The 23,906-nt window shown below is 69.8% G+C and carries 21 protein-coding genes; 15 read left to right on the top strand and 6 right to left on the bottom strand.

The window, feature by feature from the left end; all coding sequences use genetic code 11:
* The first annotated feature begins 23 nt into the window (after positions 1 to 23).
* From AC07EJ_RS03540 to AC07EJ_RS03530, 3 genes are read left to right on the top strand one after another with little or no spacing between them, the layout of a single operon-like run.
* The gene (locus AC07EJ_RS03540) at positions 24 to 941 is read left to right on the top strand and encodes an LLM class F420-dependent oxidoreductase (protein WP_389479305.1); all 918 of its coding nucleotides are present in this window, start codon (positions 24 to 26) and stop codon (positions 939 to 941) included.
* A complete protein-coding gene (locus AC07EJ_RS03535) occupies positions 938 to 1,270 on the top strand; it encodes a hypothetical protein (protein WP_389479303.1) in 333 nt (110 codons plus the stop codon). The genes AC07EJ_RS03540 and AC07EJ_RS03535 overlap by 4 nt, the downstream gene beginning before the upstream one ends.
* Positions 1,267 to 1,863 (top strand): Dabb family protein, encoded by a 597-nt coding sequence (locus AC07EJ_RS03530; protein WP_389479301.1) that lies wholly within the window; start codon positions 1,267 to 1,269, stop codon positions 1,861 to 1,863. The genes AC07EJ_RS03535 and AC07EJ_RS03530 overlap by 4 nt, the downstream gene beginning before the upstream one ends.
* 43 nt (positions 1,864 to 1,906) lie before the next feature.
* Here AC07EJ_RS03530 and AC07EJ_RS03525 read toward each other — a convergent pair whose 3' ends face one another.
* Positions 1,907 to 3,712, bottom strand: a complete 1,806-nt coding sequence (locus tag AC07EJ_RS03525) for a pectate lyase (protein ID WP_389479299.1) — start codon at positions 3,710 to 3,712, stop codon at positions 1,907 to 1,909.
* A gap of 394 nt (positions 3,713 to 4,106) precedes the next feature.
* Between AC07EJ_RS03525 and AC07EJ_RS03520 the strand changes: the two genes are divergently transcribed.
* From AC07EJ_RS03520 to yicI, 6 genes are all read left to right on the top strand, one after another.
* Complete coding sequence (locus AC07EJ_RS03520) at positions 4,107 to 5,153, top strand: LacI family DNA-binding transcriptional regulator (protein ID WP_478883649.1); 1,047 nt, start codon at positions 4,107 to 4,109, stop codon at positions 5,151 to 5,153.
* A gap of 157 nt (positions 5,154 to 5,310) precedes the next feature.
* The gene (locus AC07EJ_RS03515; protein WP_389479296.1) at positions 5,311 to 6,549 is read left to right on the top strand and encodes a sugar ABC transporter substrate-binding protein; all 1,239 of its coding nucleotides are present in this window, start codon (positions 5,311 to 5,313) and stop codon (positions 6,547 to 6,549) included.
* A gap of 10 nt (positions 6,550 to 6,559) precedes the next feature.
* A complete protein-coding gene (locus tag AC07EJ_RS03510; RefSeq protein ID WP_389479293.1) occupies positions 6,560 to 7,525 on the top strand; it encodes a carbohydrate ABC transporter permease in 966 nt (321 codons plus the stop codon).
* A gap of 6 nt (positions 7,526 to 7,531) precedes the next feature.
* The gene (locus tag AC07EJ_RS03505) at positions 7,532 to 8,359 is read left to right on the top strand and encodes a carbohydrate ABC transporter permease (protein ID WP_389479291.1); all 828 of its coding nucleotides are present in this window, start codon (positions 7,532 to 7,534) and stop codon (positions 8,357 to 8,359) included.
* A gap of 32 nt (positions 8,360 to 8,391) precedes the next feature.
* On the top strand, positions 8,392 to 9,822 hold the full coding sequence (locus tag AC07EJ_RS03500) for a GH1 family beta-glucosidase (RefSeq protein WP_478883648.1): 1,431 nt from the start codon (positions 8,392 to 8,394) through the stop codon (positions 9,820 to 9,822).
* Complete coding sequence (gene yicI / locus AC07EJ_RS03495) at positions 9,819 to 12,161, top strand: alpha-xylosidase (protein WP_478883647.1); 2,343 nt, start codon at positions 9,819 to 9,821, stop codon at positions 12,159 to 12,161. Before AC07EJ_RS03500 ends, yicI begins: the two co-directional genes overlap by 4 nt.
* A gap of 140 nt (positions 12,162 to 12,301) precedes the next feature.
* On the opposite strand, the gene AC07EJ_RS03490 is transcribed toward yicI, so the two are convergent.
* Positions 12,302 to 13,489 carry a Rieske 2Fe-2S domain-containing protein gene (locus AC07EJ_RS03490; protein WP_478883646.1) on the bottom strand — a complete coding sequence of 396 codons (1,188 nt, stop codon included), beginning with the start codon at positions 13,487 to 13,489 and terminating at the stop codon, positions 12,302 to 12,304.
* A gap of 478 nt (positions 13,490 to 13,967) precedes the next feature.
* On the opposite strand from AC07EJ_RS03490, the gene AC07EJ_RS03485 reads away from it, so the two are divergent.
* The 6 genes from AC07EJ_RS03485 (at position 13,968) to AC07EJ_RS03460 (ending at position 18,631) form a co-directional block, all read left to right on the top strand.
* Complete coding sequence (locus tag AC07EJ_RS03485; RefSeq protein ID WP_389479283.1) at positions 13,968 to 14,774, top strand: ferritin-like domain-containing protein; 807 nt, start codon at positions 13,968 to 13,970, stop codon at positions 14,772 to 14,774.
* Entirely contained in the window at positions 14,771 to 15,340 is a 570-nt protein-coding gene (locus AC07EJ_RS03480; protein WP_389479281.1) for a hypothetical protein, read from the top strand. Before AC07EJ_RS03485 ends, AC07EJ_RS03480 begins: the two co-directional genes overlap by 4 nt.
* Positions 15,341 to 15,448: 108 nt before the next feature.
* A complete protein-coding gene (locus AC07EJ_RS03475; RefSeq protein ID WP_389479279.1) occupies positions 15,449 to 16,702 on the top strand; it encodes a sensor histidine kinase in 1,254 nt (417 codons plus the stop codon).
* On the top strand, positions 16,699 to 17,388 hold the full coding sequence (locus AC07EJ_RS03470) for a response regulator (protein ID WP_389479277.1): 690 nt from the start codon (positions 16,699 to 16,701) through the stop codon (positions 17,386 to 17,388). The genes AC07EJ_RS03475 and AC07EJ_RS03470 overlap by 4 nt, the downstream gene beginning before the upstream one ends.
* Before the next feature lie 256 nt (positions 17,389 to 17,644).
* Positions 17,645 to 17,938 carry a zf-HC2 domain-containing protein gene (locus AC07EJ_RS03465; RefSeq protein WP_389479276.1) on the top strand — a complete coding sequence of 98 codons (294 nt, stop codon included), beginning with the start codon at positions 17,645 to 17,647 and terminating at the stop codon, positions 17,936 to 17,938.
* 243 nt (positions 17,939 to 18,181) lie between these two features.
* A complete protein-coding gene (locus AC07EJ_RS03460; RefSeq protein WP_389487637.1) occupies positions 18,182 to 18,631 on the top strand; it encodes a spore-associated protein in 450 nt (149 codons plus the stop codon).
* Positions 18,632 to 18,760: 129 nt separating this feature from the next.
* Here AC07EJ_RS03460 and AC07EJ_RS03455 read toward each other — a convergent pair whose 3' ends face one another.
* From AC07EJ_RS03455 to AC07EJ_RS03440, 4 genes are all read right to left on the bottom strand, one after another.
* Complete coding sequence (locus AC07EJ_RS03455) at positions 18,761 to 19,651, bottom strand: MBL fold metallo-hydrolase (RefSeq protein ID WP_478883645.1); 891 nt, start codon at positions 19,649 to 19,651, stop codon at positions 18,761 to 18,763.
* A gap of 106 nt (positions 19,652 to 19,757) precedes the next feature.
* Positions 19,758 to 21,236 carry an FGGY-family carbohydrate kinase gene (locus AC07EJ_RS03450; RefSeq protein ID WP_389487641.1) on the bottom strand — a complete coding sequence of 493 codons (1,479 nt, stop codon included), beginning with the start codon at positions 21,234 to 21,236 and terminating at the stop codon, positions 19,758 to 19,760.
* A gap of 349 nt (positions 21,237 to 21,585) precedes the next feature.
* The gene (locus tag AC07EJ_RS03445) at positions 21,586 to 22,230 is read right to left on the bottom strand and encodes a cyclase family protein (protein ID WP_389487643.1); all 645 of its coding nucleotides are present in this window, start codon (positions 22,228 to 22,230) and stop codon (positions 21,586 to 21,588) included.
* A 5-nt stretch (positions 22,231 to 22,235) separates the two neighbouring features.
* A complete protein-coding gene (locus AC07EJ_RS03440; protein WP_389487644.1) occupies positions 22,236 to 23,777 on the bottom strand; it encodes a purine-cytosine permease family protein in 1,542 nt (513 codons plus the stop codon).
* Positions 23,778 to 23,906 lie beyond the last annotated feature (129 nt).

The raw sequence follows: 23,906 nt of genomic DNA, 5'->3' as shown, positions 1-23,906 counted from the left end.
TGTCGAAGTGAGGGGACCCCGGCATGCTCCGACTCGGAATGATGGCGCCGTTCACCGACGGCCTCATCACCTCGGGCGGCTTCCTCCGCGACCTCGCGGGCACGCTCGAAGAGTGCGGCGTCGAGTCACTGTGGACGGTCGAGCACGTGGCCGTCGCCGAGCGGTACGAACCGCTCTATCCGTACTCCGACGACGGCCGGATACCCGGCAGTTCGGGCGCTGTGCCCATGCCCGACCCGCTGGAGACCATCGCCTTCCTGGCCGGGGATTCGCGTTCCCTGCGGTTCGGCACGGCGATGATCGTCGCCCCTCTGCACAGCCCTGTGGTCCTGGCCAAGCGCGCCGCGACGATCGACCGGCACTCCGACGGGCGGCTGATGCTGGGCCTCGGAATCGGCTGGCAGAAGGAGGAGTACGCCGCTGTCGGCGTGCCCTACCAGGATCGCGGGCGACGGCTCGAGGAGTGTGTAGGCGCGATGCGCGCGCTGTGGGGCAACGGCCCCGCCTCGTACCAGGGGCGGCACGTCTCCTTCGAGGGCCTGCACTCGCTGCCGCGGCCTGGCGGCGGGGCCGTGCCGGTCGTTCTGGGCGGGAACAGCGATCCCGCGGTCCGCCGCGCGGGCCGGATCGGCGACGGCTGGTTCCCCTACACGATCACTCCGGAGGACTTCACCCGCCAGGCCGACCTGCTGCGCGAAGCCGCGCGTGGGGCGGGCAGGGCGGAGGACGCCGTGGAGATCACGGTGTGGCCGGGTTCCTGCGACCGTGAGCGCGCAGGGGATCCCTCATGGGTACGGGGCTTCGTCGACGCGGGCGCGACGCGCCTTGTCATCGCACCGCGCATCCGCGGCGCGGACGGCCTTTCGGGCCCACGAGGCCTGGACGCAGTGCGTGAACAGATCGATCGGTACCGGGCCGAGGTGTGGGAGAAGCTGTCGTGAGCGGGGTGCAGGTGCTGGACGTCGTCGTGCTCGCGGGTGATGACGCCGAGGAGTGGCTGCGACGCTGGCGCGCCGAGTATCTGCCGGGTGCCCTCGGCCGGGGCATGGCCGAGGAACGTGTCTGGCGCGCCTGGACCGGCCCGGACACCGTGGCGGTCCGGATTCTGTGGTCGCTGCCGGACAGTGGCGCGTTCTTCGCTGCGCGAGCCGCGGCCGGCGCCGATCCTCGGGTCGCGGCGTTCTGGGCGTACACGGACGAGATCGCGCTCGACCGCGATCGTCACGTGCTGGAGCCGGCCGTCGGCGTGCACCAGGAGGTGGCGTCATGACCCGCTGGGTGGCTCTGCTGCCGGTCGACAACATCGAGGCGTACAACAAGGCGGGCACCGGACCCGACGTCGTGAGCGGCTCCGCGGCGGCCGACCTGCCGGGCAGTTTCGGTGGCACCGGCGCCACTTGGGACGTGGCGGCGGAACGGCCCCCCGCCGCCATCGCTGCGGAGGCCGGGCTGCCGGAGCCACACGACACGGTCGCTCTCGCGCCGGTGCGTGGGCGGTGCGTTCCGCTGCTCGGCCCGCGCGTGAAGCGGACACTGCTCCTCGCGGTGCGCCCCGGCACACCCACCGCTCTCGTCGGGCGACTGGAAGCGGATCTCATCGCGATGCCCGACCACATCTCCACCATCCGCGCCTGGTCCCTCAGCAGGGTGGACCAGACACTCACCACGTCCCGGTGGACCCACGTCTGGGAGCAGGAGTACGCGGACGTCCAGGGGTTGACCGGCGAGTATCTCGGCCACCCCTACCACTGGACCTGCGTGGACCGGTGGTTCGACGGCGAGATCCCGACCGCCGGGATCGTGGATCCGCGCCTGGTCCATGTCTTTCGCTGGAGCCGGAGACCGATCCTGGTCCCGCTCTGAGGACGGCGCGGACCCACGGGCGGGACGTCGAGGGGTGGGTGCCTCAGTCGGCGACGTAGGCGATGAGCTTGGCCATGTTGCCGGTGTAGGCGGACGTCGTGATGCCCTCGGCACTGTCGTGCGGCTGGTACGGCGGCTCCGCGGGCGCGGCCGCGGGGTCGTACGGCGAGGTGTCGTACAAGTCGCCCACGTGCTTGCTCATGTAGGCCGTGCCCTCGTACGGCGTGGCCGGCGCCGGGCCGAGGTACGGGTTGGTGGTGGTGCCGATGGGGGTGATCCAGTGGTCCTTGGCGCCGAGGTCGTCCACGAGGGCACCTGCCTGGTCCTCGGTCACCTCGGGCAGGGCCGGGTCGGCGCCTCGGAACAGGTCGGTGAGGTCGAGATCGCGCACGCTGAAGTAGCGCGGAAGCTCCTGCAGTCCGCCGGGGGTGAGCGGGGACCGGTCGCGCAGATCGGCGACTTCGGAGCGGCTCAGCGCCATCAGCTCGTCGTACGTGGACTTGAGGCCGGTGAGGTCGACGGAGCGGCCACCGGAGTAGTGGCTGAGTGTGTTGCGGTGGTCGTGGTCGTAGTAGTAGGCGCCGTTGCGGATGTTGGAGCCGAAGCGGTGCACGAAGCGGGGCCGGTTGGTGTCCAGCTCCACGAAGGTCGGGTGTGTGGAGTTCTTCAGGAGCGGGTTCTCCTCCTTCTGCTCGCCGGTGAGCGGGCAGGACTCCAGCCAGGCGATGGCGTCGGGCACGCGGCGCAGGTAGTCGTGGTCGCCGGTGAGTCTGAAGTAGTGGAACAGCTGCCGGATGTTGGTCTGCGTGGTGTGTGTGGTCAGGGACCGCGGCTCGTACGAGCGGGCGCTTGCGGGCGCGCCGGCGGGCCGGCCGCCCACCGTGTGCGAAAGGTGCTGCAGGCCCCAGCCCGCCTGGGGTCCGGGCTGCTGCAGCCGGTGCAGGCAGGCCATGGCGCGCAGCACGGGCCGGGTCAGGTCACGCCGTCCGAGCGCCGATATGCACATGAGGAGGAACTTGATGTTCTCGCCGAGGACGTCGTCATTGAAGGTGACGTGGCCGGTGTAGTCGCCGTCCTGCATGCCGTGCTGGACGTCCGACGGCAGCCAGGAGGGCCGCTCTTCGGGCCAGGGCATCTCGCTCACGGCGCCGGAGAACGCGGGGAACCGCTGAGGCCAGCCGCCGTCGGCCGGGCCTCCGCGCAGCTGTGCCTTGAGCATGAAGTCGATGACGCGGTTCAGGGACGCCTTGAACTTCGGGTGTCTGCGCTCCGCGTAGAGGCGCAGGATCAGTTGCGCGGCAGTGGACGTGCCGGCGTCGTCGAAGGTGGCGTTGCCGTAGTAGTGCTGGAACTCCTCCAGGCGCCAGCCGTTCGCACCGATGGTCGCGTACCAGTCGCGCAGGGAGCGCTCGCCCGCGAAGTCGTGGATGTAGTTCCACCCTCCGACGGGGAGTTGGGCTTCGACGAGGGCGAGGCCTGTGCGTTCGGCGGCGCGGTAGAAGGTCTCGTCACCGGTGGCGTGGTACGCGTCGAGGAGGCTGTGGCCGACGCTGGGCGTGCCGGGCGGCTGGACCCAGCACATGGTCCGCTTCGCCTCCATCTCCCCCCAGGTGGTGGACAGATCGGGGAGATAGCTCCAGACGTACGCGCCGCGGTAGGACACGTGCTCGTCCATGAAGGCCGCCGCTCGGCGCATGGCTCGCGCGGCGTGAGTGCGGCCGCTGTCGGTGCGTGAGCCTGCCGGGTGAGCTTCGGGCCGGGACGCAGCCGACGCGATGCCGGGACGCAGTCCGGCCAGCGCTGCAGCGGCGGGCGCTGCGGCGAGTCGGGCGAAGGTTCGTCTGGACATGGGAGTTCTCAACGGTGTCGCCTCCAGGCATGACGGATGCACGTCGCGGGGTGCGCCGGTAGGCACGGCGGCGACCCACAACTCGGGTGTCAGGGAAGGGAAATGTCGTCGGGGCACAGGCCTATCACCCGTCGTTCGGGACCCTCAAGAGTTCGTACCAGTGAAAGTTGTTCATGTACTCGATCGTTCAGCCGATCAAAGCGGGCAATTGACTCGCTTGACACCCCAAAGCCCCACCTGGATTCACATATACAAACTAAAACGATCTGCCGCAGGGGTATTGCCCTCCCAGCTCAGACCCTCCTACAGTCACGCACGTCGTCCGTCGAATCGATTCGACGATCAGAGGGGCCAGAACCAGAACGACCCAGGACCGGACCGCAAAGGAGCGGGAATGGCCACGATCAAAGACGTCGCCGAACGGGCGGGTGTCGCGCCCAGCACCGTCAGCTACGTCCTCAGCGGCTCCCGCAAGATCTCCGAGGACACCCGGCGCGCGGTGCAGGCCGCCATCGCCGAACTCGGCTACCACCCGCGGGCCAGCGCCCGCACGCTGCGCAGCGCCCGTAGCGACGTTCTGGCCATGGCTGTCCCCCGTGTGCCCGGCGAATACCGTGCAGTGGACGGCCGATTCGCCATCGACGTCAGCGATGCCGCCCGCAGTCACGGATACGACCTGCTGCTGATGACCGACCTGGACGGGGTCGGCGGGCTGCGCCGGGTGGCCGGCAGCGGACTGGCGGACGCGGCCGTCCTCATGGCGGTGGAGGAGCAGGACCCCCGCATCGGTGCCATGCGCGAACTGGGCTTCCCCACCGCGCTGCTCGGCCGCGGCGACGACGACTCGGCGCTCCCCTGGGTCGACCTCGACTGGGAGGCCGCCGTCGCCCTCGCGTTGCGCGAGACCGCTGCGGCCGGCCACCGGCACATCGCCTTCCTCGCCTCGGCCGACCACGAGATCGCGGCCCGCCGCGGCTACGCCGTGCACGGCCTCGACGGTGCCCGGCATGCGGCGAAGGAGTCGGGCGCGGACATCCGCGTTCACCACTCCAGCGGCGACCCCGACGTGCTGCGGCGCCGGGTGCGCGAGGTGCTGGGCGCGCGGCCCGCTCCGACCGCGCTGGTCGTCCAGCACCTGCACCGCCTCCCCCACCTGCTTGCCGAGGTGGCCACTGCCGGGCTACGGGTCCCCGAGGACCTGGCCGTCGTGCCGGTCGGCACCCTCCCCGACGACCTGGGCGGACGGCTCCTGCCGCGTATCGAACTGCCCGTCGCGGAGATGTCTTTGGCAGTCGTCGAACTCGCGGTCAAGGCGATGGCCGGCGCACCCCCCGGCCATAGGAGCCAGAACCATCCGGGCCCCGGCCTCCCCCCTCACCGCCTGATCGCGCCCCAGATGGCGACCGGGCCCACCATCGCGCCGCCGAAATCGCATCTCTGAACGTCGCCTCTGCGCGCGGCCCCTGGACCGCGCACCCAAGGCGCCATTCGCGCGCAACGCCCCACAGCCGCACCGCCGAGCACCACTGCGGAACCCCCCGAGCCACACGTCCGGACCTTCAACTCCCCGAGCCGTAGCCCCGATTGGAGAACCGCTCGTGCACTCCCGCGCAGAGCGCAGACTGCCACCCGCCATAGCCGCAAGTCTGGCGGTAGCCGTGACCGCGGCGCTGGGTCTCACCGGGTGCGCCGCCACTCCGGCCCCCGACACCGTCACCGTGCTCAACTCGGCGACGGACACCGCCGAGCACACCGCCAACCAGAAGTTCTTCGACCGCTGCGCGGGACCCCTCGGGCTGAAGGTCGAGCAGATCAGCGTGCCCGCGGACCAGGTCGCCTCCAAAGCGCTCCGGATGGCCTCGTCCAAGTCGCTCACCGACATCCTGGAGCTCGACGGGTCCGAGCTGCCGCAGTTCGCCGGGACCGAGGGCCTGCGCCCGCTGAAGGAAGTCGGCGTCGACACCTCAGGGTTCTCCGGCAGCGCCACCTCCCTCGGCTCATACGACGGCACCCAGTACGGCATCGCGCGCTCCGTCAACTCCCTGGCCCTGATCTACAACACCGAGCTCCTCAAGGAGGCCGGGGTCGAACCGCCCACCACCTGGGACGAGCTGAAGACCGCCGCGAAAAAGCTCACCCACGGCAGCACCTACGGGATGGCGTTCAGCGCGAGCCCCAACGCCGACGGGGTGTACCAGTTCCTGCCGTTCTTCTGGTCCGGCGGCGGTGACGAGGCGAAGCTCGACAACGGCAAGGGCGAGGCCGCACTCCAGCTGTGGAAGGACCTGGTCTCGGACGGGTCCGCCTCGAAGTCCGTCGTCAACTGGAACCAGCAGGACGTCAACGACCAGTTCGTGGCCGGCCGCGCCGCCATGATGATCAACGGGCCGTGGCAGGTGCCGGTGCTGGACGCCCAGAAGAAGGTGGACTGGGCGGTCGCCCGCATCCCGGTTCCCGAGGCGGGACAGGACGCGATCCCACCGATCGGCGGCACCGTGATGGCGGTGCCGAAGAACGAGGACCGTTCCCGCGAGAAGAACGCGGGGAAGATCCTCAACTGCCTCAACTCCCAGAAAAATCAGCTCCAGTGGGGCGAGTCGGTCAACAACGTACCCACCCGGGCCGCCGCCGCGCGGGCCTACGCCGAGCAGAACCCCAAGCTCGCCGCCTTCGCCGACCTGGTCACCACCGCCCGCTCCCGGACCGCCGAGGTCGGCACCCGCTGGCCGGTGGTCGGGGACGCGCTCGCGGGCGCCTTCCAGTCGGTGCTGACCGGCAGGACCAGTCCCGAACAAGCCCTGCACCGCGCCCAGCAACAGGCCTCCACGGGGAAGTGAGGAACCGGACATGAGCACCTTTGCCTCCACCGCCCCGACCGCCAAAGCCTCCGGCTCCTCGGCCGCCCCCGCGAAAGCCGGCTCCGGCACCCGCCGCCGCGGTCTGCTCCGGTGGCTCTTCGTCGCCCCCGCGCTCGCCTACATGGCCCTCTTCTTCGGCTACCCGCTCATCCGCAACATCCTGATGAGCTTCCAGCACTACACGCCCAAGACGTACTTCACCGGCGAGGCACCGTTCAACGGCCTCGACAACTGGCGGGCCGTCTTCGCCGACGAACTGTTCGCCGGCTCCCTGTGGCACACGGCGCTCTTCACGGCCGGCTCCCTGCTCGGCCAGTTCACCATCGGACTGGCCCTCGCCGTCTTCTTCTCCCGCCGCTTCCGGCTCGCCGGCTTCGTCCGCGCGATCCTGCTGCTGCCCTGGCTGGTGCCCATGGTCGTGTCCGCCGTCGTATGGCGGCGCATCCTCGACCAGGACCACGGGATGCTCAACAGCGCCCTGCACGCCGTCGGCCTGGCCGAGGGCGGTGTGCCGTGGCTGAGCAGCCCGGGCGTGGCACTGCTGTCGGCGATCCTGGTCAACATCTGGATCGGCATCCCGTTCAACATGGTGATCCTCTACGGCGGCCTCCAGGAGATTCCGCGCGAGCTGTACGAGGCGGCGTCGCTCGACGGGGCGAGCCCGTGGCGGACCTTCCGCAGCATCACCCTGCCGATGCTGCGCCCGGTGGTCACCGTCGTCCTCGTCCTGGGCTTCATGTCCACGGTGAAGATCCTCGACCTGATCCTGGCACTGACCTCGGGCGGGCCCGCGGACTCCACGCAGACCCTGGGCACCGTCACGTACCAACTGTCGTTCCTCCAGCTCGACTTCGGCCAGGGCGCCGTCGTGGGCAACGTCCTCATCCTCATCAGCGCGGTCTTCGCCGTGCTGTACCTGCGGGCCAACCGCGCCGACTTCGGCAAGGGGAAGTGACCGACCGTGAACCCGACCTCGAACCGTCCTCGCCTGCGGGCCGCCTGGAACACGACCGCCGCGCTGCTGATCCTCGCCGTCCTGCTCTTCCCGGTCTACTGGATGCTCAACACCGCGCTCCAGCCCGATTCGAGCGTGGCCGCGACCCAGTGGTTCCCGGCCTCGCCCGGTCTGGAGAACTTCGGCACGGCGTTCTCCAGCCAAGGCGGCTCGCTGCTGACCAGTTTCGTCGTCGCCCTCGGCGCCGTCGCCGTGTGCCTCGCGCTGGCCGCGCCCGCCGCATACGGGCTCGCCCAGTTCGGGCTGCGCGGCGGCCAGGGCATCGTGTTCACCACACTGATCACGCAGATGGTGCCGGGCATCGTCATCGCCAACGCCCTCTACAGCGCGTACGCGGAGCTGGGCCTGGTCAACTCCTACCTGGGGCTGATCCTCGCGGACGCCTCGCTCGGCCTGCCGTTCGCGATCGTGCTGCTGCGGGCCTTCATGGTGTCCATACCGAATGAGGTCGTCGAGGCGGCTATGGTCGACGGCGCCAACCGCTTCACCGCGTTCGTCCGCATCGTGCTGCCGATGAGCCGCAACGCCCTCATCACTGCCGGGCTCTTCACCTTCCTGTTCGCCTGGTCGGACTTCATGTTCGCGCTGACCCTCAACACCACCGACGACGTCAAGCCGATCACGCTGGGCATCTACCAGTTCGTCGGCGCGCATGTCAGCGACTGGGGCGCGGTCATGGCCACCGCGGTGCTGTCCGCGGTACCCGCCGCGATCCTGCTGGTCGTCGCCCAGAAGTACATCTCCGCCGGGATCACCGGCGGGTCCATCAAGTAATGGCACCGCGTAGCGATAAGGGCTTCAGCCGCATGAGCACCCCCGAATTCCCGGAATTCCCCGACGGCTTCTTCTTCGGCGCCGCCACCGCGAGCTACCAGATCGAAGGGGCGTACGAGGAGGGCGGCAGAGGGCCGTCCATCTGGGACACCTACTGCCGCGAGCCCGGACGCGTGGCCGGCGGCGCCACCGGAGACGTCGCCTGCGACCACTACCACCGCTACCGCGAGGACGTGGCCCTGCTGCACGGCCTCGGCGTGGACAGCTACCGCTTCTCCGTCGCCTGGCCGCGGATCCAGCCCGACGGCACAGGACCGGCCAACGCTGCCGGTCTGGACTTCTACGACCGGCTGGTCGACGAGCTGCTGGCGTCCGGGATCTCCCCCGCCACCACCCTCTACCACTGGGACCTCCCCCAGGCCCTGGAAGACCGGGGCGGCTGGCGGGTACGGGAAACGGCCGAGCGCTTCGCGGACTACGCCGGCCTTGTCGTGGAACGGCTCGGTGACCGGGTGGACCGCTGGATCACCCTCAACGAACCGTTCTGCAGCGCCTTCGTCGGCTACGCGGCGGGCGCCCACGCCCCCGGCGCACGGGAAGGCCGCGGCGCGCTGGCCGCCGCCCACCACCTCCTCGTCGGCCACGGCCTCGCCGTCCGCGCCCTGCGCGAAGCCGGCGCCCGGGAGGTCGGGATCACGCTCAACCCGGACCGGCTGCTCCCCGCCACCCCCGGCTCGCCCGCCGACCTCGCCGCCGTGCGCCGGGCCGAGACCCTGCACAACGAGGTGTGGCTGGACCCGCTGTTCGCCGGGCGCTACCCGCAGCACGAGGCCGAGACGTGGGGCGAGCCGGCCGACGGCTCGTACCGTCTCGACACTTCGTACCGTCTCGACGCCGACCTCGAACTCATCGCCGCCCCACTGGACTTCGTCGGCATCAACTACTACCGGCCGATCACCATCGCCGACGCACCGCACCGCGACCCCGAACCAACGACCCGTACGGCGGTCGACATCCGGGCCACCGAGACCTGGCGCGACGACGTGCGACACACCACCATGGGCTGGCCCGTCGTCCCGCACACCTTCACGGACCTGCTGGTCGACCTGACCAAGCGCTACCCCGAGCTGCCCCCGCTGGTCATCACCGAGAACGGCTCGGCCGAGGCCGACACCGTCACGGACGACGGCCGGGTCCACGACACCGACCGGATCGACTACCTCCGCACCCACCTGGAAGCCCTCTCCGCCGCCATCCGCGCGGGCGTCGACGTACGCGGCTACTACGTGTGGTCGCTGCTCGACAACTTCGAATGGGCCCGCGGCTACGGCCAGCGGTTCGGCATCGTCCGGGTCGACTACGACACCCAGGAGCGCATCCCCAAGGACAGCTACCGCTGGTTCCGGGACCTGATCGCCACCCACCGCGCCCGTGCCACCACCGCTGACAAGGACCACCGATGAAGTTCACCGACGGCTACTGGCTGATGCGCGAGGGCATCCAGGCGTCGTACGCCTCCGAGATCGCAGAGGCGCGCGTCGACGACGGCAGGCTCACCCTGTACGCCCCGGTCCGGCGGGTGGAGGAACGGGGCCACACCCTCAACAGCCCGCTCCTGACCGTCGAATGCTGGTCGCCCGCCGAGGGCGTGATCGGCATCCGCTCCACCCACCACGCTGGCGCCGCCGCACACGGCCCCGACTTCGCCCTGCGCACCGACCCCGACCACACCACGAAGATCACCCGCGACGGGTCCCTGCTGGAGCTGACCAGCGGAGAGCTGTCACTGAGGGTGGACACCGCCGCACCCTGGTGCCTGGACTTCACCTCCGAGGGCCGCGTCCTCACCTCCGCCGGGTCCCGCGGCACCGGCTTCGCCCTCACGGGCGACGGCCACCACCACTCGCTGGCCCAGCTGTCGCTGGGTGTCGGCGAATTGGTCTACGGGCTCGGCGAGCGCTTCACCCCGTTCACCAGGAACGGCCAGACCGTGGACATCTGGCAGGCCGACGGCGGCACCGCCAGCGAGCAGGCGTACAAGAACATCCCCTTCCACCTCACCAACCGGGGCTACGGCGTCTTCGTCAACCACCCCGGCCACGTCTCGTACGAGATCGGCTCCGAGGCAGTGGGGCAGGTGCAGTTCAGCGTCGAGGACCAGGCGCTGGAGTACTACGTCATCCACGGCCCGACGCCCAAGGACATCCTGGACCGCTACACCGCCCTGACCGGACGCCCGGCACTGCCACCCGCCTGGTCGTTCGGGCTGTGGCTGTCCACCTCCTTCACCACCTCCTACGACGAGGAGACGGTCAACCGGTTCGTCCGCGGCATGTCGGAGCGCGGCATCCCGCTCGGCGTCTTCCACTTCGACTGCTTCTGGATGCGCGAGTACCAGTGGTGCGACTTCACGTGGGACCCGGACGTCTTCCCGGACCCGGAGGGCATGCTGCGGCGTCTCAAGGACGAGCAGGGGCTGCGCGTCTCGGTGTGGATCAACCCGTACATCGGCCAGAAGTCCCCGCTCTTCACGGAGGCCATGCGCCACGGCTACCTGGTGCGCCGGGCCGACGGCGATGTGTGGCAGTGGGACCTGTGGCAGGCGGGCATGGCGCTGGTCGACTTCACCAACCCTGAGGCGCGGGAGTGGTACGCGGGCAAGTTGCGCGGGCTTGTCGCACAGGGCGTGGACTGCTTCAAGACCGACTTCGGCGAACGCATTCCGACGGACGTGGTGTGGCACGACGGTTCCGACCCGGAGCGCATGCACAACTACTACACCCAGCTCTACAACGAAACCGTCTTCGAGGTGCTGAGCGAGGCACGGGGCGCCGGCGAGGCCGTGCTCTTCGCGCGGTCGGCGACCGCGGGCGGGCAGCAGTTCCCGGTGCACTGGGGCGGCGACTGCGAGTCCCACTTCGGGGCGATGGCCGAGTCGCTGCGCGGCGGCCTCTCGCTCGGCCTGTCCGGCTTCGGCTTCTGGAGCCACGACATCGGCGGCTTCGAGGGCACGCCGACGCCCGAAGTCTTCAAGCGGTGGGTGCAGTTCGGCCTGCTGTCCTCGCACAGCAGACTGCACGGCAGCAGGTCGTACCGCGTGCCGTGGGACTTCGACGAGGAGGCCGTGGCGGTCACCCGCGACTTCACCCGGCTCAAGCACCGACTCATGCCGTACCTCTTCCGGGCGGCCCAGCAGGCGCAGGAGCGGGGCACGCCGGTGATGCGCGCCATGCTGCTCGAGTTCCCCCAGGACCCGGCATGCCACACCCTCGACCGGCAGTACATGCTCGGCGACGACCTCCTCGTCGCGCCGGTCTTCTCGGCCGACGGAGCCGTCGACTACTACGTGCCCGAGGGGACCTGGACCCATCTGCTGTCGGGCGAGCGGGTCGACGGGCCGGGCTGGCGGCGCGAGCGGTACGGCTTCGACAGCCTGCCGCTGCTGGCCCGCCCCGGCTCGGTGATCCCGTTCGGGGAGAGCGACGACAGCGCCGTGTACGACTGGGGGCACGGGGTGACGCTGCGCGTCCATGCGCCGGCGGACGGCACTGTGACGGTCACTCAGATCCCGGCTGTCGATGGCTTCGCGGGTGCCACCTTCCGCACGCGGCGGGATGGCGACGTCATCGCCGTCGAGTGCGAGAACGTGGGCGAGGGCAAGAGAGACCGAGCGCCGTGGCAGGTCCTGCTCGTGGGCATCGAAGCCACCGGCGAGCGCTCCGAGCAGACCGCCCTCGGCACACTCCTCACGGCCGCGCCCGGCGTCACGGCGGTCTCGGCGGTTCTCATGGAGCAGGCGTAGGCGTAGCAGCCTGAAGGGGGTGGCCAGAGGGCGGTCACTCCTCGTCGGGCCACCAGTTGAGGAGTTTGACCTGACCCACGCTGTCGACGTGGGTGGGCATGGCCCGGGCTGCGTCTTCGGGTGAACCGGCCCGCACGGCGTCACCCAGAGCCCTTCTCGTCGTCGGCGGCGTCCAGTGAAGAACCCTGCTGGACGCCGTCGTCGACGGGCTCGGAGTCGAGCGGCACGCCGTTGGTCCGGAGCATGTGTCTCACGTCCAGGATCAGCGGGAACACTTCGTGGTTGCGGTCCTCGCCCTGTTCGTCCCAGGCCCGCTGCTCGGCCTCGACCGCCATCCGGTCCTGGGCGAACACCCGTTCAGTGAAGCGGCGGATGAGCGGCCATGCCAGGTGGAGCACCCCGGGGACCGGCGGCTTCGCGATCATCAGCAGGCCGTAGGCGTGGTTGACGCGCTGCTCGGCGTCCTGCGGCACGTAGGCCGCCCAGAGGGAGAACGACGGGAGTTCGGCGCCGTCCGGGACGGCCTGAAGGGTCTGGTACGGGTACTGGGTGCGGATCGTGATCTCGTCGGGCGTCTGCTGTCCCCCGATCCCCTCGGCGGACAGCAGTCCGGCGCCGCGGTCCTTCTTGCCCCCGGCGGGGACGAAGAGGTAGCGGGCCTCGACGAACTGCGGGCCGGTCTCGTACCCCAGCAGCTCGGGCTGGATTCTGCCCAGCACACTGCGGTGCAGGAACTGGTGGTTCATGTCGAGCAGGTTCTCGTGCATGAACGAGTAGTGGCAGCGCACGGTGCGGGAGAAGGTCATGGTGCGGTGCGTGGCCGCGCCGAACTCCGGCAGCACCGGGAACGGCGCCGACTCGGCCTTCTCGGGGTCGCCGGGGAAGACGAACACCAGGCCGAACGCCTCGCGGACCGGATACGACCGCACTCCGCGCGGCGGCCGCTCGCACCCCTTGGGCAGGTACGGGATCTGCGAGATGCGGCCGTTTCCGCGGTAGGCCCAGGCGTGGTAGCAACAGCGCAGGGTGTCCCCCTCCACGACTCCCAGGCTCAGCGGCACCTGGCGGTGCGCGCACCGGTCCTCCAGTGCGTAGACACTTCCGCTCCGGCCTCGGTAGAGGGCGATCCGCCGGCCCGCGAAGACGGCGGCGAAGGTGCGTCCCCTGCGCACAGCCCGCGACCGGGCCACGGGGTACCAGTAGTCCGGTGCGATCCCGATGCGCCGCAGGTCGGCGACGGCCCCTCCGCGTTCGTCCACCGGCCGGCGGGGGGATCCCTCCGGTCCGTCGGCGCTGTACTCGTCCGTTCTGGGAAGGGCTTCGGTCATGTACTGCTCCCTTGCGCTGGAGCCGGGAGGACACGGCAGGAAGCACCAGGCTCCCGGAGGTCCACGCACGTTGCGCGGCCGGTCCGTCCCGGGCCGAGCCTTGGGTTCCGGTGGCTGCCGGTCGGCGGGCACGCCGCCGGCGGCATCGGTTCGGTCCGACTCGCCGAAGGCCCGAGGGCGCTCCGCCTGCCGCAGCAGGAATCCACTTCCACGGTGGTAGCAGGCGCCCCGGACGGCAACTGCGACGCCGTGCGATCCCGCGGTCCGCCTGTCCATTCGGGCGCGAACGGCGGGCCCGGACACGCCGGGTGCGTCCACTGCGGGGGCGGTCGCACCCAAGAGTCCCGAGCCGGCTTCCCGCGTTACTCCATTTGCCTGTTCGGCTCCCCTGGGCGCGGTACTGAGCTTCGCCGTTCCCCGTCGGCGCGTTGACACCGTGCGATCGTGCAGCGTCAGCGCGACGCGATCAAAGGGACATATGAACGAGACGGTATCCATTCCCACCGGAGCGGCCGAAGCCGGGGATCACGCCTTCGCCCGGGCGACAACGACAGTGAACAACCGGGCCGAGCTGCACTGGCTCCTCTGTTCAGCTCTCGCCCTCGAACACGCCACCATTCCCCCTTACCTCTGCGCGATGTTCTCCCTCAAGGACGGAAAGAACCGAGAGGTCGAAGCCATCATCCGCAGCGTCGTCATGCAGGAGATGCTGCACCTGGCTCTGGTCGGAAACATCATGAACGCGGTCGGTGCCACCCCCAGGTTCGACGACCCGGACCTGGTACCCGTCTACCCCGGCCAGCTGCCCGGCGGGGTGATGCCCGACCTGGAGGTCTCGCTCGGCGCCTGCTCGATCGAACGGGTACGCCAGGTCTTCATGGGCATCGAGCTGCCGGAAGCCCCCCTCGCCCCGGCCGGGCAGAGAGCGCTCAAGGCCATCTCTGGTTACGACCCTCAGCTGGACGAGCACGGGAACATCCAGAACCTCACCGAAGAGGCCCTCGACGCCCCTCGAAAGTTCTTCGCCCTGGCCGACTACGACGACACCACCGTCGGCGGGTTCTACCAGCGCATCGCGCAGGTGCTGACCGACCTCGACGAGCGTGAGGAGGATCTGTTCAGCGGCGATCCACGCAGACAGGTCAGCTGGCCGCACGCTCCCGGACGGCTGTACCGGGTGACCAATCTGCAGACAGCGCTCTGGGCCATCCTCGAGATCATCGAACAGGGCGAGGGCCACACCCAGGACCCGACCGTAGGCCCGCTACCGGGAAGGGCGTCATGACCAGCACCGAACAGGACGGGGCCACCGGCGGGCCCGACCGACGTACCGCTCTGCAACTGGCGGCCACTGCCGCTGTGTCGGGGGTGCTCGCCACCGGCGCAGGGATGGCGGCCCCTGCTCCGGCCGTTGCCGAACCATCGCCGGCCGCCGAGCCACCGCCGGCCGGCCAGGCCGAGGGAGGCGCGGACGAGCTGGCGCACTACTACCGGTTCTGGGAGATCGTGCAAGGGCGCCGGCTGGTCAAGACGCACGGCTACTGGTCGTTCGACGGGCCGCGGATCCCGTTCGATCCGCACGGAGTGCACCGCCTGATCGAGAATCCCGACACCCAGAAGCTGGCGGAGGGCTCGGCAGCGCGCAAGGCATCCGAACAGTGCGACCTCGCGTACACCGAGATGCTCAGGACGCTCAACCGCGTGTTCGACGGCCACCCCGAAGAACTCGGACGGGCCGAGCAGCAGATGAACGCCCTCGGCAAGCAGGCCCGTGCGCTGATGCGGATCCCGAGCGCCCCCGGCGCGAAGACGGTCCTGGCCCCTGCCTTCCAACTGGTCGAGGACCACTGAGGAGGATGTGTCCGCGGTACCGACCGCGAATCCGACTGCGGATGTGTCCGCGGTGACGACGCCCGCGCTCGCGGTGCCCGGTCCGGTCACCAGCCCTACGTTGGTGACATGGCAGTGATGACCGCAAGACGTCCGGCAAGGCAGGCTCGCCCTCGCATCACGGACGTCTTGCTGGCGGCCTTGGTCTTCGTGCTGGCGATGGTGTCGGTGTCGATCGTTCATGAGCAGCACCGGATCTCCATTCGATGGCAGGCCGTGGTGCTGGTCGGCGCCAGCTGTGTCGCGCTGGTGTGGCGGCGCCGCCACCCCTTCGGCGTACTCGTCGTGGCCGTCGGCTGCGCAGTGGTACTTCAGAGGCTCGGGTTCCGGGAGGGCCCGCTGGGGAACAGCCCGGTCATCCTGTCCGTGTACACCGTCGCGGCGTGCACCGACCGGCGTACCACCTGGACCACAGCGTGCGTGTCGGCGACCGTGCTCGTGGGCGCGGCCATGGTGACCGACCCACGGACGTGGCTGTCGCCGGACAACGCGGCGATGCTGGCATGGACGGCTCTGCCGGCGGCGGTCGGGGACGGGGTGCGATCCCGCAGAGCCTATGTGGCGGCCGTGGAAGAACGGGCGGAGCACGCGGAACGCACCCGCGAGCAGGAGGCCCGTCAGCGGGTGGCGGCCGAACGGATGCGGATCGCACGTGAGTTGCACGACGTCGTGGCCCACCACATCGCCCTGATCAATGCCCAGGCGGGCGTCGCCGTCCATCTTGTGGAGCAGCGGCCCGAACACGTGCTCACCGCGCTGGAGGGCATCCGCGACGTGAGTCAGTCCGCGCTCGACGAGCTACGGGTGACCGTGAGCCTGCTGCGGCAGCCGGACGAGACAGCGGCGCCGCGCGATCCGACGCCGGGCATGGGTCAGGTACCTGATCTTCTGGCGTCCTTCGAACGTGCCGGGCTTGCCGTCAAACGAACGCTGAGCGGCGATCCCAAGCCGCTGGCGCCGGCGGCCGACCTGGCGGCGTTCCGCATCATCCAGGAAGCCCTGACGAACGTGCGCAAGCACTCGGGCGTGGACCAGGCACGGCTGGACCTGTCCTACCTCCCGAACCTGCTGACGATCACCGTGGAGGACGACGGCCCGTCGCAGCTCACCCGCTCCGATCCGGGAAACGGACACGGACTGATCGGGATGCGCGAACGGGCCGGCACCGTCGGAGGCAGGGTGCAAGCGGGACCGCGCGCGGAAGGCGGTTTCACCGTGCTCGCCGAGCTGCCGCTGCTGTCCGGAACGGCCGAAGGCGACTCGGCTTCGACGGATACCGATGTGTCTGCTGCGAAGGGCGCCGACGAGGAGGGAAGCGCGTGACGATCCGGGTCCTTCTCGCCGATGACCAGGCCCTGCTGCGGGGCACCTTCAAGATGCTTTTCGATTCGGCGGACGACATGGAAACCGTGGGTGAGGCCGCCAACGGCAAGGAGGCCTTGGACCTCGCCGAGTCGCTGCATCCGGACGTTGTCCTGATGGACATCCGGATGCCCGAGATGGACGGCCTCGACGCCACGCGCCTGATCAGTGAGTCCGAGGACCTCGCCGGGGTGAAAGTCCTGATCCTCACCACCTTCGAGGACGACGAGCACGTGGCCGAGGCGCTGCGCGCGGGGGCGAGCGGCTTCCTCGGCAAGGGCGTACGGCCGGACGTCCTGCTCGAGGCCGTCCGCACGGTGGCCGCCGGTGAGGCGCTGCTCTCCCCCGTGGCGACCCGCGCGCTGATCTCCCGTTTCCTGGCGCAGCCCGAGCTGTACCCGGCCGTCGTGCAGGATCGCCTGCAGTACCTGACGCCGCGGGAGCGCGATGTGATGTGCCTGGTGGCACTGGGCCTCTCGAACGAAGAGATTGCCGAACGTTTGTTCGTAAGCCCGCTGACCGCCAAGACGCACGTCAACCGGGCCATGACCAAACTGGCGGCGCGCGACCGGGCCCAGCTCGTGGTCATGGCCTACCAGTGCGGCCTGGTCAGCCCAGCGGTGGAACCAGCCGGCCCACAGGCCTGAGGGCCCCCCTCGGAGCAGGCCGGACACCGTCGGACGTAGGGCGGGGCATCGGATACCACGGATGCAGTAGGCGCGATTCGCTCCAGGGGGACGACGCGCGAACACCCCCGCGTCCGCCACATTGGATGCATGAACGGCAGCAGGTTCTTGAGCCCCAGTGCCCGGCGGCACGACCGGCCCTCGACGCCTGCCCGCCTCATGGTGCCGTAGCTGCGCGATTCTGCGCTCATAACGGACGGCCAGGAGAGGACACGACATGTTCAGCACCCTGCAGGAATGCCACACCATCCGTGAACGGCTGGCCGACTACACACTCGACGCGCTCACCGAGGAAGAGGCCCGTGCCGTCACCGCCCACCTGGCGACCTGCACCGCCTGCCGGGACGAGCACTACTGCCTGGCGGCGGTGGCGGCTCACCTGATTCCTCTGCGGAAGGCGCTGGCCGACGAGCCGCGCCGCCGCGTGCTCGACCGGCGCCGCCCGGCCCGGACACGGCAGCTCACGCTCGCGCACTGGACGCACTGCAGGGTCCTGGCGACAACGCACTGAACGCGGCGCACGGACAGCGTCACTCCTCCCCCGGTAGACGCACCCCTCTCGTGCCGTCGCCGCGGCCCCCTTCCAGGGGCCGCGGCGACGGCACGAGGTCGTCCGCGCAAGGTCATCGGGCAGCTCGCATCAGACGCGGCCATCCGGATCCGACTTCTCTTGCAGAGAGGCACAACCATCCGGATGTGTCGCGAGTCACATGATGTAAGAGCAATAAGCTCACAAAGATCACAAGGGGGAAATATGCGATTCAGTCGAACTGTCCTGACTGGTGCCGCCCTGGCAGCCTTGGCGATCGGGGGCACGACCGCGCTGGCGGGACCCGCCTCCGCCGCGCCCAACACCACCCCGCAGAAGGTCTGCGGAAGCAGCTACAAGACCGTCAACTCGGCGCCGGTCGGCTCACTGGGCACGGTCTACCTCACGTACAACGCCTCGAACGGCAAGAACTGCGTCGCGACCATCCGCAACAACCCCGGCACCCGGCTCGACATGTCCGCCTGGATCTACGTCTCCGACACCGACCAGGGTGACCAGGACTACGGGCAGTACACGTCGTACGCCGGGCCGACCTACGTCTACGGCAAGGCCCACTGCGTGGACTGGGGCGGCAACATCAACAACGTGTACGTCCAGGTGACCGGGTCCAACTGTGCCGCGCTCAGGGAGCACCGGGTCACCACGACCCGCTGATCCGCTCACGACGCACAGCTGACCGACTGAGCACCGACCGGCCAACGGGGAGCGCTGCACCCTCCGTTGGCCGGTCCCTGTGCCAAGTCCCCGCACTCTCGGCTCGGTTGAGGCCGGGCCGTCCCGGGCCTACATCGCGCGGAACCGTCCCTGTTCCACCTCGGCGACCAGCCCTCCGCTCATCAGCACGTCCAGATGCTGCACCGCCGTCCTCCTCTCCACCGGCCTGACATGCGGCCCTTCGACGTGGGGTCGGTAGACGAGCCCGTGCTCGACGATCTCCTCGACGGACCGTGGCTCGCCGAGGAACGCGAGCAGCGCCGCCTCCCGCTTGGCCACCACGCCGGCGAAGTCATCGAGCCGGCGCCGGAATTCCTCGGCGCCCTCGATCACGCCTTTCTGGTGGGACGTGCCGTACCAACGCGCGTCGATGTCCCGGCACCGGCGCATCGACGCCTCGAAGTCCACGAGACTGCTGCCGATGTCCCCGTAGTACGGGCCGAACGACGTCAGGTCGATGTCCCCCACGAACAGGAAGCCGTCCGGCTCGATCAGGAAACCGCTGTGGCCCGCGGTGTGGCCGGGCAGGTGAACGACGGTCACGGTGCGCCCGCCGAGGTCGAACACGGCGCCGTCCTCGAACCCCTCGGCGTCCGGTCGCCCCTGCACGTGGAACTCGTCCCGCATCATCTTGTCGACGACGCCGACGTCTTCGGCCGGCAGGCCGATCCCGGCCACCAGGGCTTCACGGGACCGCAGCGCGTCGAGGTCACCTTCGTGGGTGCGGACCGGCACCTCGTAGCTTCCGAGCCCGGCGATGTGGTCCTCGTGCGCATGGCTCACGAGGACCAGGTCCGCGGGTGGCGCACCCTCGACGAGCGACAACGACGGGTCGACGACCAGCGATTCGGCCGCCCCACGCACAAGCAGCGTGTTGCCATACGGGTAGGCACCGCGTTGGGCACCCACGAGCACGCTGACGTCGCCGTATTCTGCCGCTGTGTATCCCGTGGTACGCATGTCAGGACTCTCTCACTTCCCGATCCGGTCTTCGGTCGAGCGCCCACATCGACGGCGATCAGGCAGGACCGTACCCGGTCAGAGGCGTACGTCACCGCACAGTTGCTCAGCGGGACTGGAAGTCGGCCAGTGCGTGGACGACGTGGGACGACGCCGGGTAGAGCTCGCGGTACAGGGCGTACAGCTCGTCGTAGCGGGACGTCATCTCCGGGCGGGGGTTGACGACTTCCCGGACCGGGTTCCATGTGTCGATGCGGGCGTCGGTCACGAGTTGGGCGGCGAGGAGTGCCCCTCCGTACGAGGCGCCGATGGAGGTCGTGCGTACCTCTTGGGCGCGGCCGGTGACGTCGGAGACGATCTGGGTCCAGAGGTGTCCCTGCGTGCCGCCGCCCACGGCGACGACGCGGCGGATGTCACCGCCGGCCGCCTCGATGGCCTCGATGTTGTGCCGCACTCCGTACGCCGTGCCTTCGAGGGCTGCCCGGTACAGGTCTCCGCGTGTGTGGGAGAGCGTGAGGCCCGCGAGGACGCCGCGCGCCCGCGGGTCGGCGATGGGGGTGCGTTCCCCTGCGAAGTACGGAAGCATCAGCAGGCCGCCCGCCCCCGGGCCCGACTCCTCGGCCAGACGCAGCAGTTGCTGGTAGTCGCCGCTGCCGAACAGGTCGCGCAGCCAGCTGGTGACGGCGCCCGACGTCGCCATTCCGCCGGCGAGGTTGCGGGTGTCGGGGAGGGCGCCGACGGTGCTCCACAGCGAGGGGTCGCGCAGCAGTCCCGGCACGGTGTGGACGAGGAACATCGTCGTGCCGTACATGAGCATGAGGTCGCCGATCCCGTGCGCGCCGACGCTCAGCGCCTCGGCCCAGGCGTCGATGGTCCCCGCGGTGACCGGGATGCCTGTCGGCAGGCCGGTGAGGCGGGCGGCCTCGGCGGTCACCGTGCCCGCCGCCTCGCCGGACCAGCGCAGCTCGGGAAGTTCGATGCCGGGGGCGATCCGGTCGGTCCACGGGGTGTACCAGTCGCGGGCCAGGGTGTCGTAGAGCGGGGTGCTCTGGCTGGCCGAGTGGTGGTCGAGGACGTAGGCGCCGGTCAGTTTGCGTACGAGCCAGGAGCTGGCCATGTAGAGCCTGCGGGCGCGACGGAAGAGCTCCTGTTCCTGTTCGGCGATCCATGCCACCTTGGCGCCCGCCGCCTGGGTCGTCAGCCGGGAGCCGCAGCGGTGGGCGATCTCGTCCGCGCCGAGCTCACTTTCGAGCCGCTCGATCTGGGGGACGGAGCGGGTGTCCACGCCGTACAGGATCGCGGGGCGCACCGGTGTGTCGTTCTCGTCGGTGAGCAGGACGCAGGGGCCCATGCCGCTGACGCCGACCGCGGTGACCTCCGTGTCGTGCGCGGAGGTCAACTCGCGGGTGAGGGAGACGAATTCGTCCCACCAGATGTCTGCGCGCATCTCGACGTGTCCGGGCGCCGGGCGGTCGACGGCGTGTTCACGGACGGCCGAATGCAGCACGGTGCCGTCGAGGCCGACGAGGACGCCCTTGCTGCTGGACGTTCCGATGTCCACACCGATGACTGCTGGCTGAGGCATGCGAGCACCGCTTTTCTCGGGTCGTTCCGGATCGTTGCGCTGGTCGGGACATTTCAGGCCGGAGGTCCTGATGGACACGACCGGCTGGCGCTGGAAGACGAGGAAGAGGCAGGCATCAGGATGACGGGTGCGGTGATCAGCAGTGTCGAGAAGATGGCCACGAAGATACCGTCCCGGCCTGGAAACGTGAGCCGGGCGAGCGCGTAGGCGGCCATCGACGTCCCTCCGGGCCAGGGACTCGACGAGCGGACCGGTCCGGCGGTGACCGGTCGGCCGCGTGCCCGAACGACGGCGACGCGGCCCGGGGCGCTCGACGCGTTCCGGGAAACGTCGTACAGAGGCAAGCGGTTCAGCCGATGCGGGCGACCGCCCGTACGGGTGCGCCGTCGGCGGCGGGCAGTTTCAGCGGCAGCAGCGAGACCTCGATGGGCTCGCCCGCCGTCTGCGCGTCGAGCAGGGGGCCGAGTCCGGTCAGGTTCTCGGCGATGACGGCGTGTGCCCCGCACAGGACCTGGTGGGCGGGGAAGCCGTCGGCCGGGGTGGGATCCACGCTCAGCGCGTCGATGCCGACGGTACGCACTCCCGAGTCGACCAGGAGTTCCGCCGCTTCCCGGGTCAGGTACGGATGGGTGAGGTAGTCGTCGGTGCCCCAGTGCGCCGACCAGCCGGTGCACACGAGGACGATCGCCCCGGCCCAGATGCGGCCCTCGAAGAGGTCCGGCCCGAGCCGTGAACGCGGCTGCGCGCCGCGGGCGTCGACGACGACGGCCTCTCCCACGAAACGGTCCAGCGGGAGCTGATCGAGGGTGGGCAACGAGTCGTCGATGTGGAACGGCGCGTCGACATGCGTGCCGGACTGGGACCCCATGTCCAGGTGCAGGACGTTCACGCCGTCCGCCGCGACGTTCAGGGCCGGGGTGAGGGTGACGCGCGGGTCGCCGGGGTAGACCGGCATGCCGGTCGCGAGCTCGACGGAGAGGTCCACGAGGCGCACGGCCGTCACACCCTTTCCGGGGCGGCGGCGACGGGCACGGCGACGTCGTCCGTGATGGGCGGGCACGGTGTGTTCGAGGCGCGGACCAGGCGCGGTCCCTGGGGCCCGTAGACATCACGCGGTTCGGGAAAGAGCGACAGCAGGGCCAGGTAGAGGAGCGCTGCGACGCCGAGGCCCACCAGGAGCGAGAGGTCCACACCGCCGGCCAGGTCACCGAGCGGGCCGACGAACTGACCGGGCAGGTTCACGAACGTCAGGGCGAGGACCGCCGAGGTCATCCATGCGCCCATGCCGCGCCAGTTCCAGCCGTGGGTGAACCAGTAACGGCCGCCCTTCTGGCGCCGGTTGAACACCTGGAGCGAGTCGGGGTCGTACCAGCCGCGGCGGGTCCACCAGCCGAGCATCATGATCACCATCCAGGGGGCGGTGCACGTGATGATCAGCGTCGCGAACGTCGAGATGGACTGCGAGAGGTTGGCCGCGAAGCGCCCGACGAAGATGAACCCGATCGACAGCACACCGACGAACAGCGTCGCCTGCACACGGCTGAACCGGGTGAACACACTGGAGAAGTCCAAGCCCGTGCCGTAGAGCGAGGTGGTGCCGGTGGACATGCCGCCGATCAGCGCGAGCAGACACACGGGCAGGAAGTACCAGCCGGGGGCGATCGCGAGGAGCCCTCCGACGTAGTTCGACGCGCTCGGGTCCATGTACGTGGCTGCCTTCTCCGCGATGATCGAGGCGGTGGCGAGGCCGAAGAAGAAGGGCAGGATCGTGGCGATCTGCGAGGCGAACGCGGCTGTGACGACCCGGCGGTTCGAGGCCTGTGCCGGGATGTAGCGGGCCCAGTCGCCGAGGAAGGCGCCGAACGACACCGGGTTGGACAGCACGATCAGGGCGGAGCCGATGAAGGCGGGCCAGAACCCGGCCGACGAAGCCGACGAGAACGACCCCTGGTAGCCCGGGTCGAAGTCCCCGGCGAAGGCGAAGAAGCCGAGGACGAACAGCGTCGACGCCGCCACCACCGCGATCTTGTTCACGAACAGCATGAACCGGAAGCCGTACACGCACACCGTCAGCACCAGCAGCGCGAACACTCCGTACGCCAGCGCGAACACACCGTCGTTCTGCGGCACGCCCATCAGCCGGTGCGCGCCGCCGACCAGGGCGTCGCCGGAGGACCACACGGAGATCGAGAAGAACGCGACGGCGGTGAGCAGCGAGAGGAAGGAGCCGACGATCCGGCCGTGCACACCCAGGTGGGCCGAGGACGACACGGCGTTGTTGGTGCCGTTGCGCGGGCCGAACACCGCAAGCGGCGCCAGGATCAGCGCACCGGCCACGAGGCCGAGGGCGGTCGCCGCGAGGCCCTGCCAGAACGAGAGGCCGAACAGGATGGGGAAGGCGCCCAGCACGCAGGTGGCAAAGGTGTTGGCACCACCGAACGCGACCCGGAACAGGTCCAGGGGCTTGGCGGAACGGTCCGAGTCAGGGATGCGTTCGACGCCGTACTGCTCCACCTCGGTCAGAGCCGGGGAATCACTCATACGTCCTCCTTGAGAGCGGGCGGGCTGATCAGGTCGTGGGCGGCGCGGGCGGGGGTTCCCTCGCGCGACAGCGGGACATGGGCAGGTGGTCGGGCGAGTGTGCACGGCGAGGGATTGCCACGGCAATCG

The sequence above is a fragment of the Streptomyces sp. NPDC045026 genome, from assembly GCF_056432625.1.
This window is presented reverse-complemented; position numbering and strand designations above follow the sequence as displayed.

Coding starts and splice junctions, on each gene's coding strand:
- AC07EJ_RS03450 (WP_389487641.1), bottom strand. CDS start 21,236: ATGCCTCAGCCAGCAGTCATCGGTGTGGACATCGGAACGTCCAGCAGC.
- AC07EJ_RS03480 (WP_389479281.1), top strand. CDS start 14,771: ATGACCAGCACCGAACAGGACGGGGCCACCGGCGGGCCCGACCGACGT.
- AC07EJ_RS03485 (WP_389479283.1), top strand. CDS start 13,968: ATGAACGAGACGGTATCCATTCCCACCGGAGCGGCCGAAGCCGGGGAT.
- AC07EJ_RS03460 (WP_389487637.1), top strand. CDS start 18,182: ATGCGATTCAGTCGAACTGTCCTGACTGGTGCCGCCCTGGCAGCCTTG.
- AC07EJ_RS03500 (WP_478883648.1), top strand. CDS start 8,392: ATGAGCACCCCCGAATTCCCGGAATTCCCCGACGGCTTCTTCTTCGGC.
- AC07EJ_RS03490 (WP_478883646.1), bottom strand. CDS start 13,489: ATGACCGAAGCCCTTCCCAGAACGGACGAGTACAGCGCCGACGGACCG.
- AC07EJ_RS03525 (WP_389479299.1), bottom strand. CDS start 3,712: ATGTCCAGACGAACCTTCGCCCGACTCGCCGCAGCGCCCGCCGCTGCA.
- AC07EJ_RS03475 (WP_389479279.1), top strand. CDS start 15,449: ATGGCAGTGATGACCGCAAGACGTCCGGCAAGGCAGGCTCGCCCTCGC.
- AC07EJ_RS03510 (WP_389479293.1), top strand. CDS start 6,560: ATGAGCACCTTTGCCTCCACCGCCCCGACCGCCAAAGCCTCCGGCTCC.
- AC07EJ_RS03540 (WP_389479305.1), top strand. CDS start 24: ATGCTCCGACTCGGAATGATGGCGCCGTTCACCGACGGCCTCATCACC.
- AC07EJ_RS03465 (WP_389479276.1), top strand. CDS start 17,645: ATGTTCAGCACCCTGCAGGAATGCCACACCATCCGTGAACGGCTGGCC.
- yicI (WP_478883647.1), top strand. CDS start 9,819: ATGAAGTTCACCGACGGCTACTGGCTGATGCGCGAGGGCATCCAGGCG.
- AC07EJ_RS03520 (WP_478883649.1), top strand. CDS start 4,107: ATGGCCACGATCAAAGACGTCGCCGAACGGGCGGGTGTCGCGCCCAGC.
- AC07EJ_RS03440 (WP_389487644.1), bottom strand. CDS start 23,777: ATGAGTGATTCCCCGGCTCTGACCGAGGTGGAGCAGTACGGCGTCGAA.
- AC07EJ_RS03530 (WP_389479301.1), top strand. CDS start 1,267: ATGACCCGCTGGGTGGCTCTGCTGCCGGTCGACAACATCGAGGCGTAC.
- AC07EJ_RS03455 (WP_478883645.1), bottom strand. CDS start 19,651: ATGCGTACCACGGGATACACAGCGGCAGAATACGGCGACGTCAGCGTG.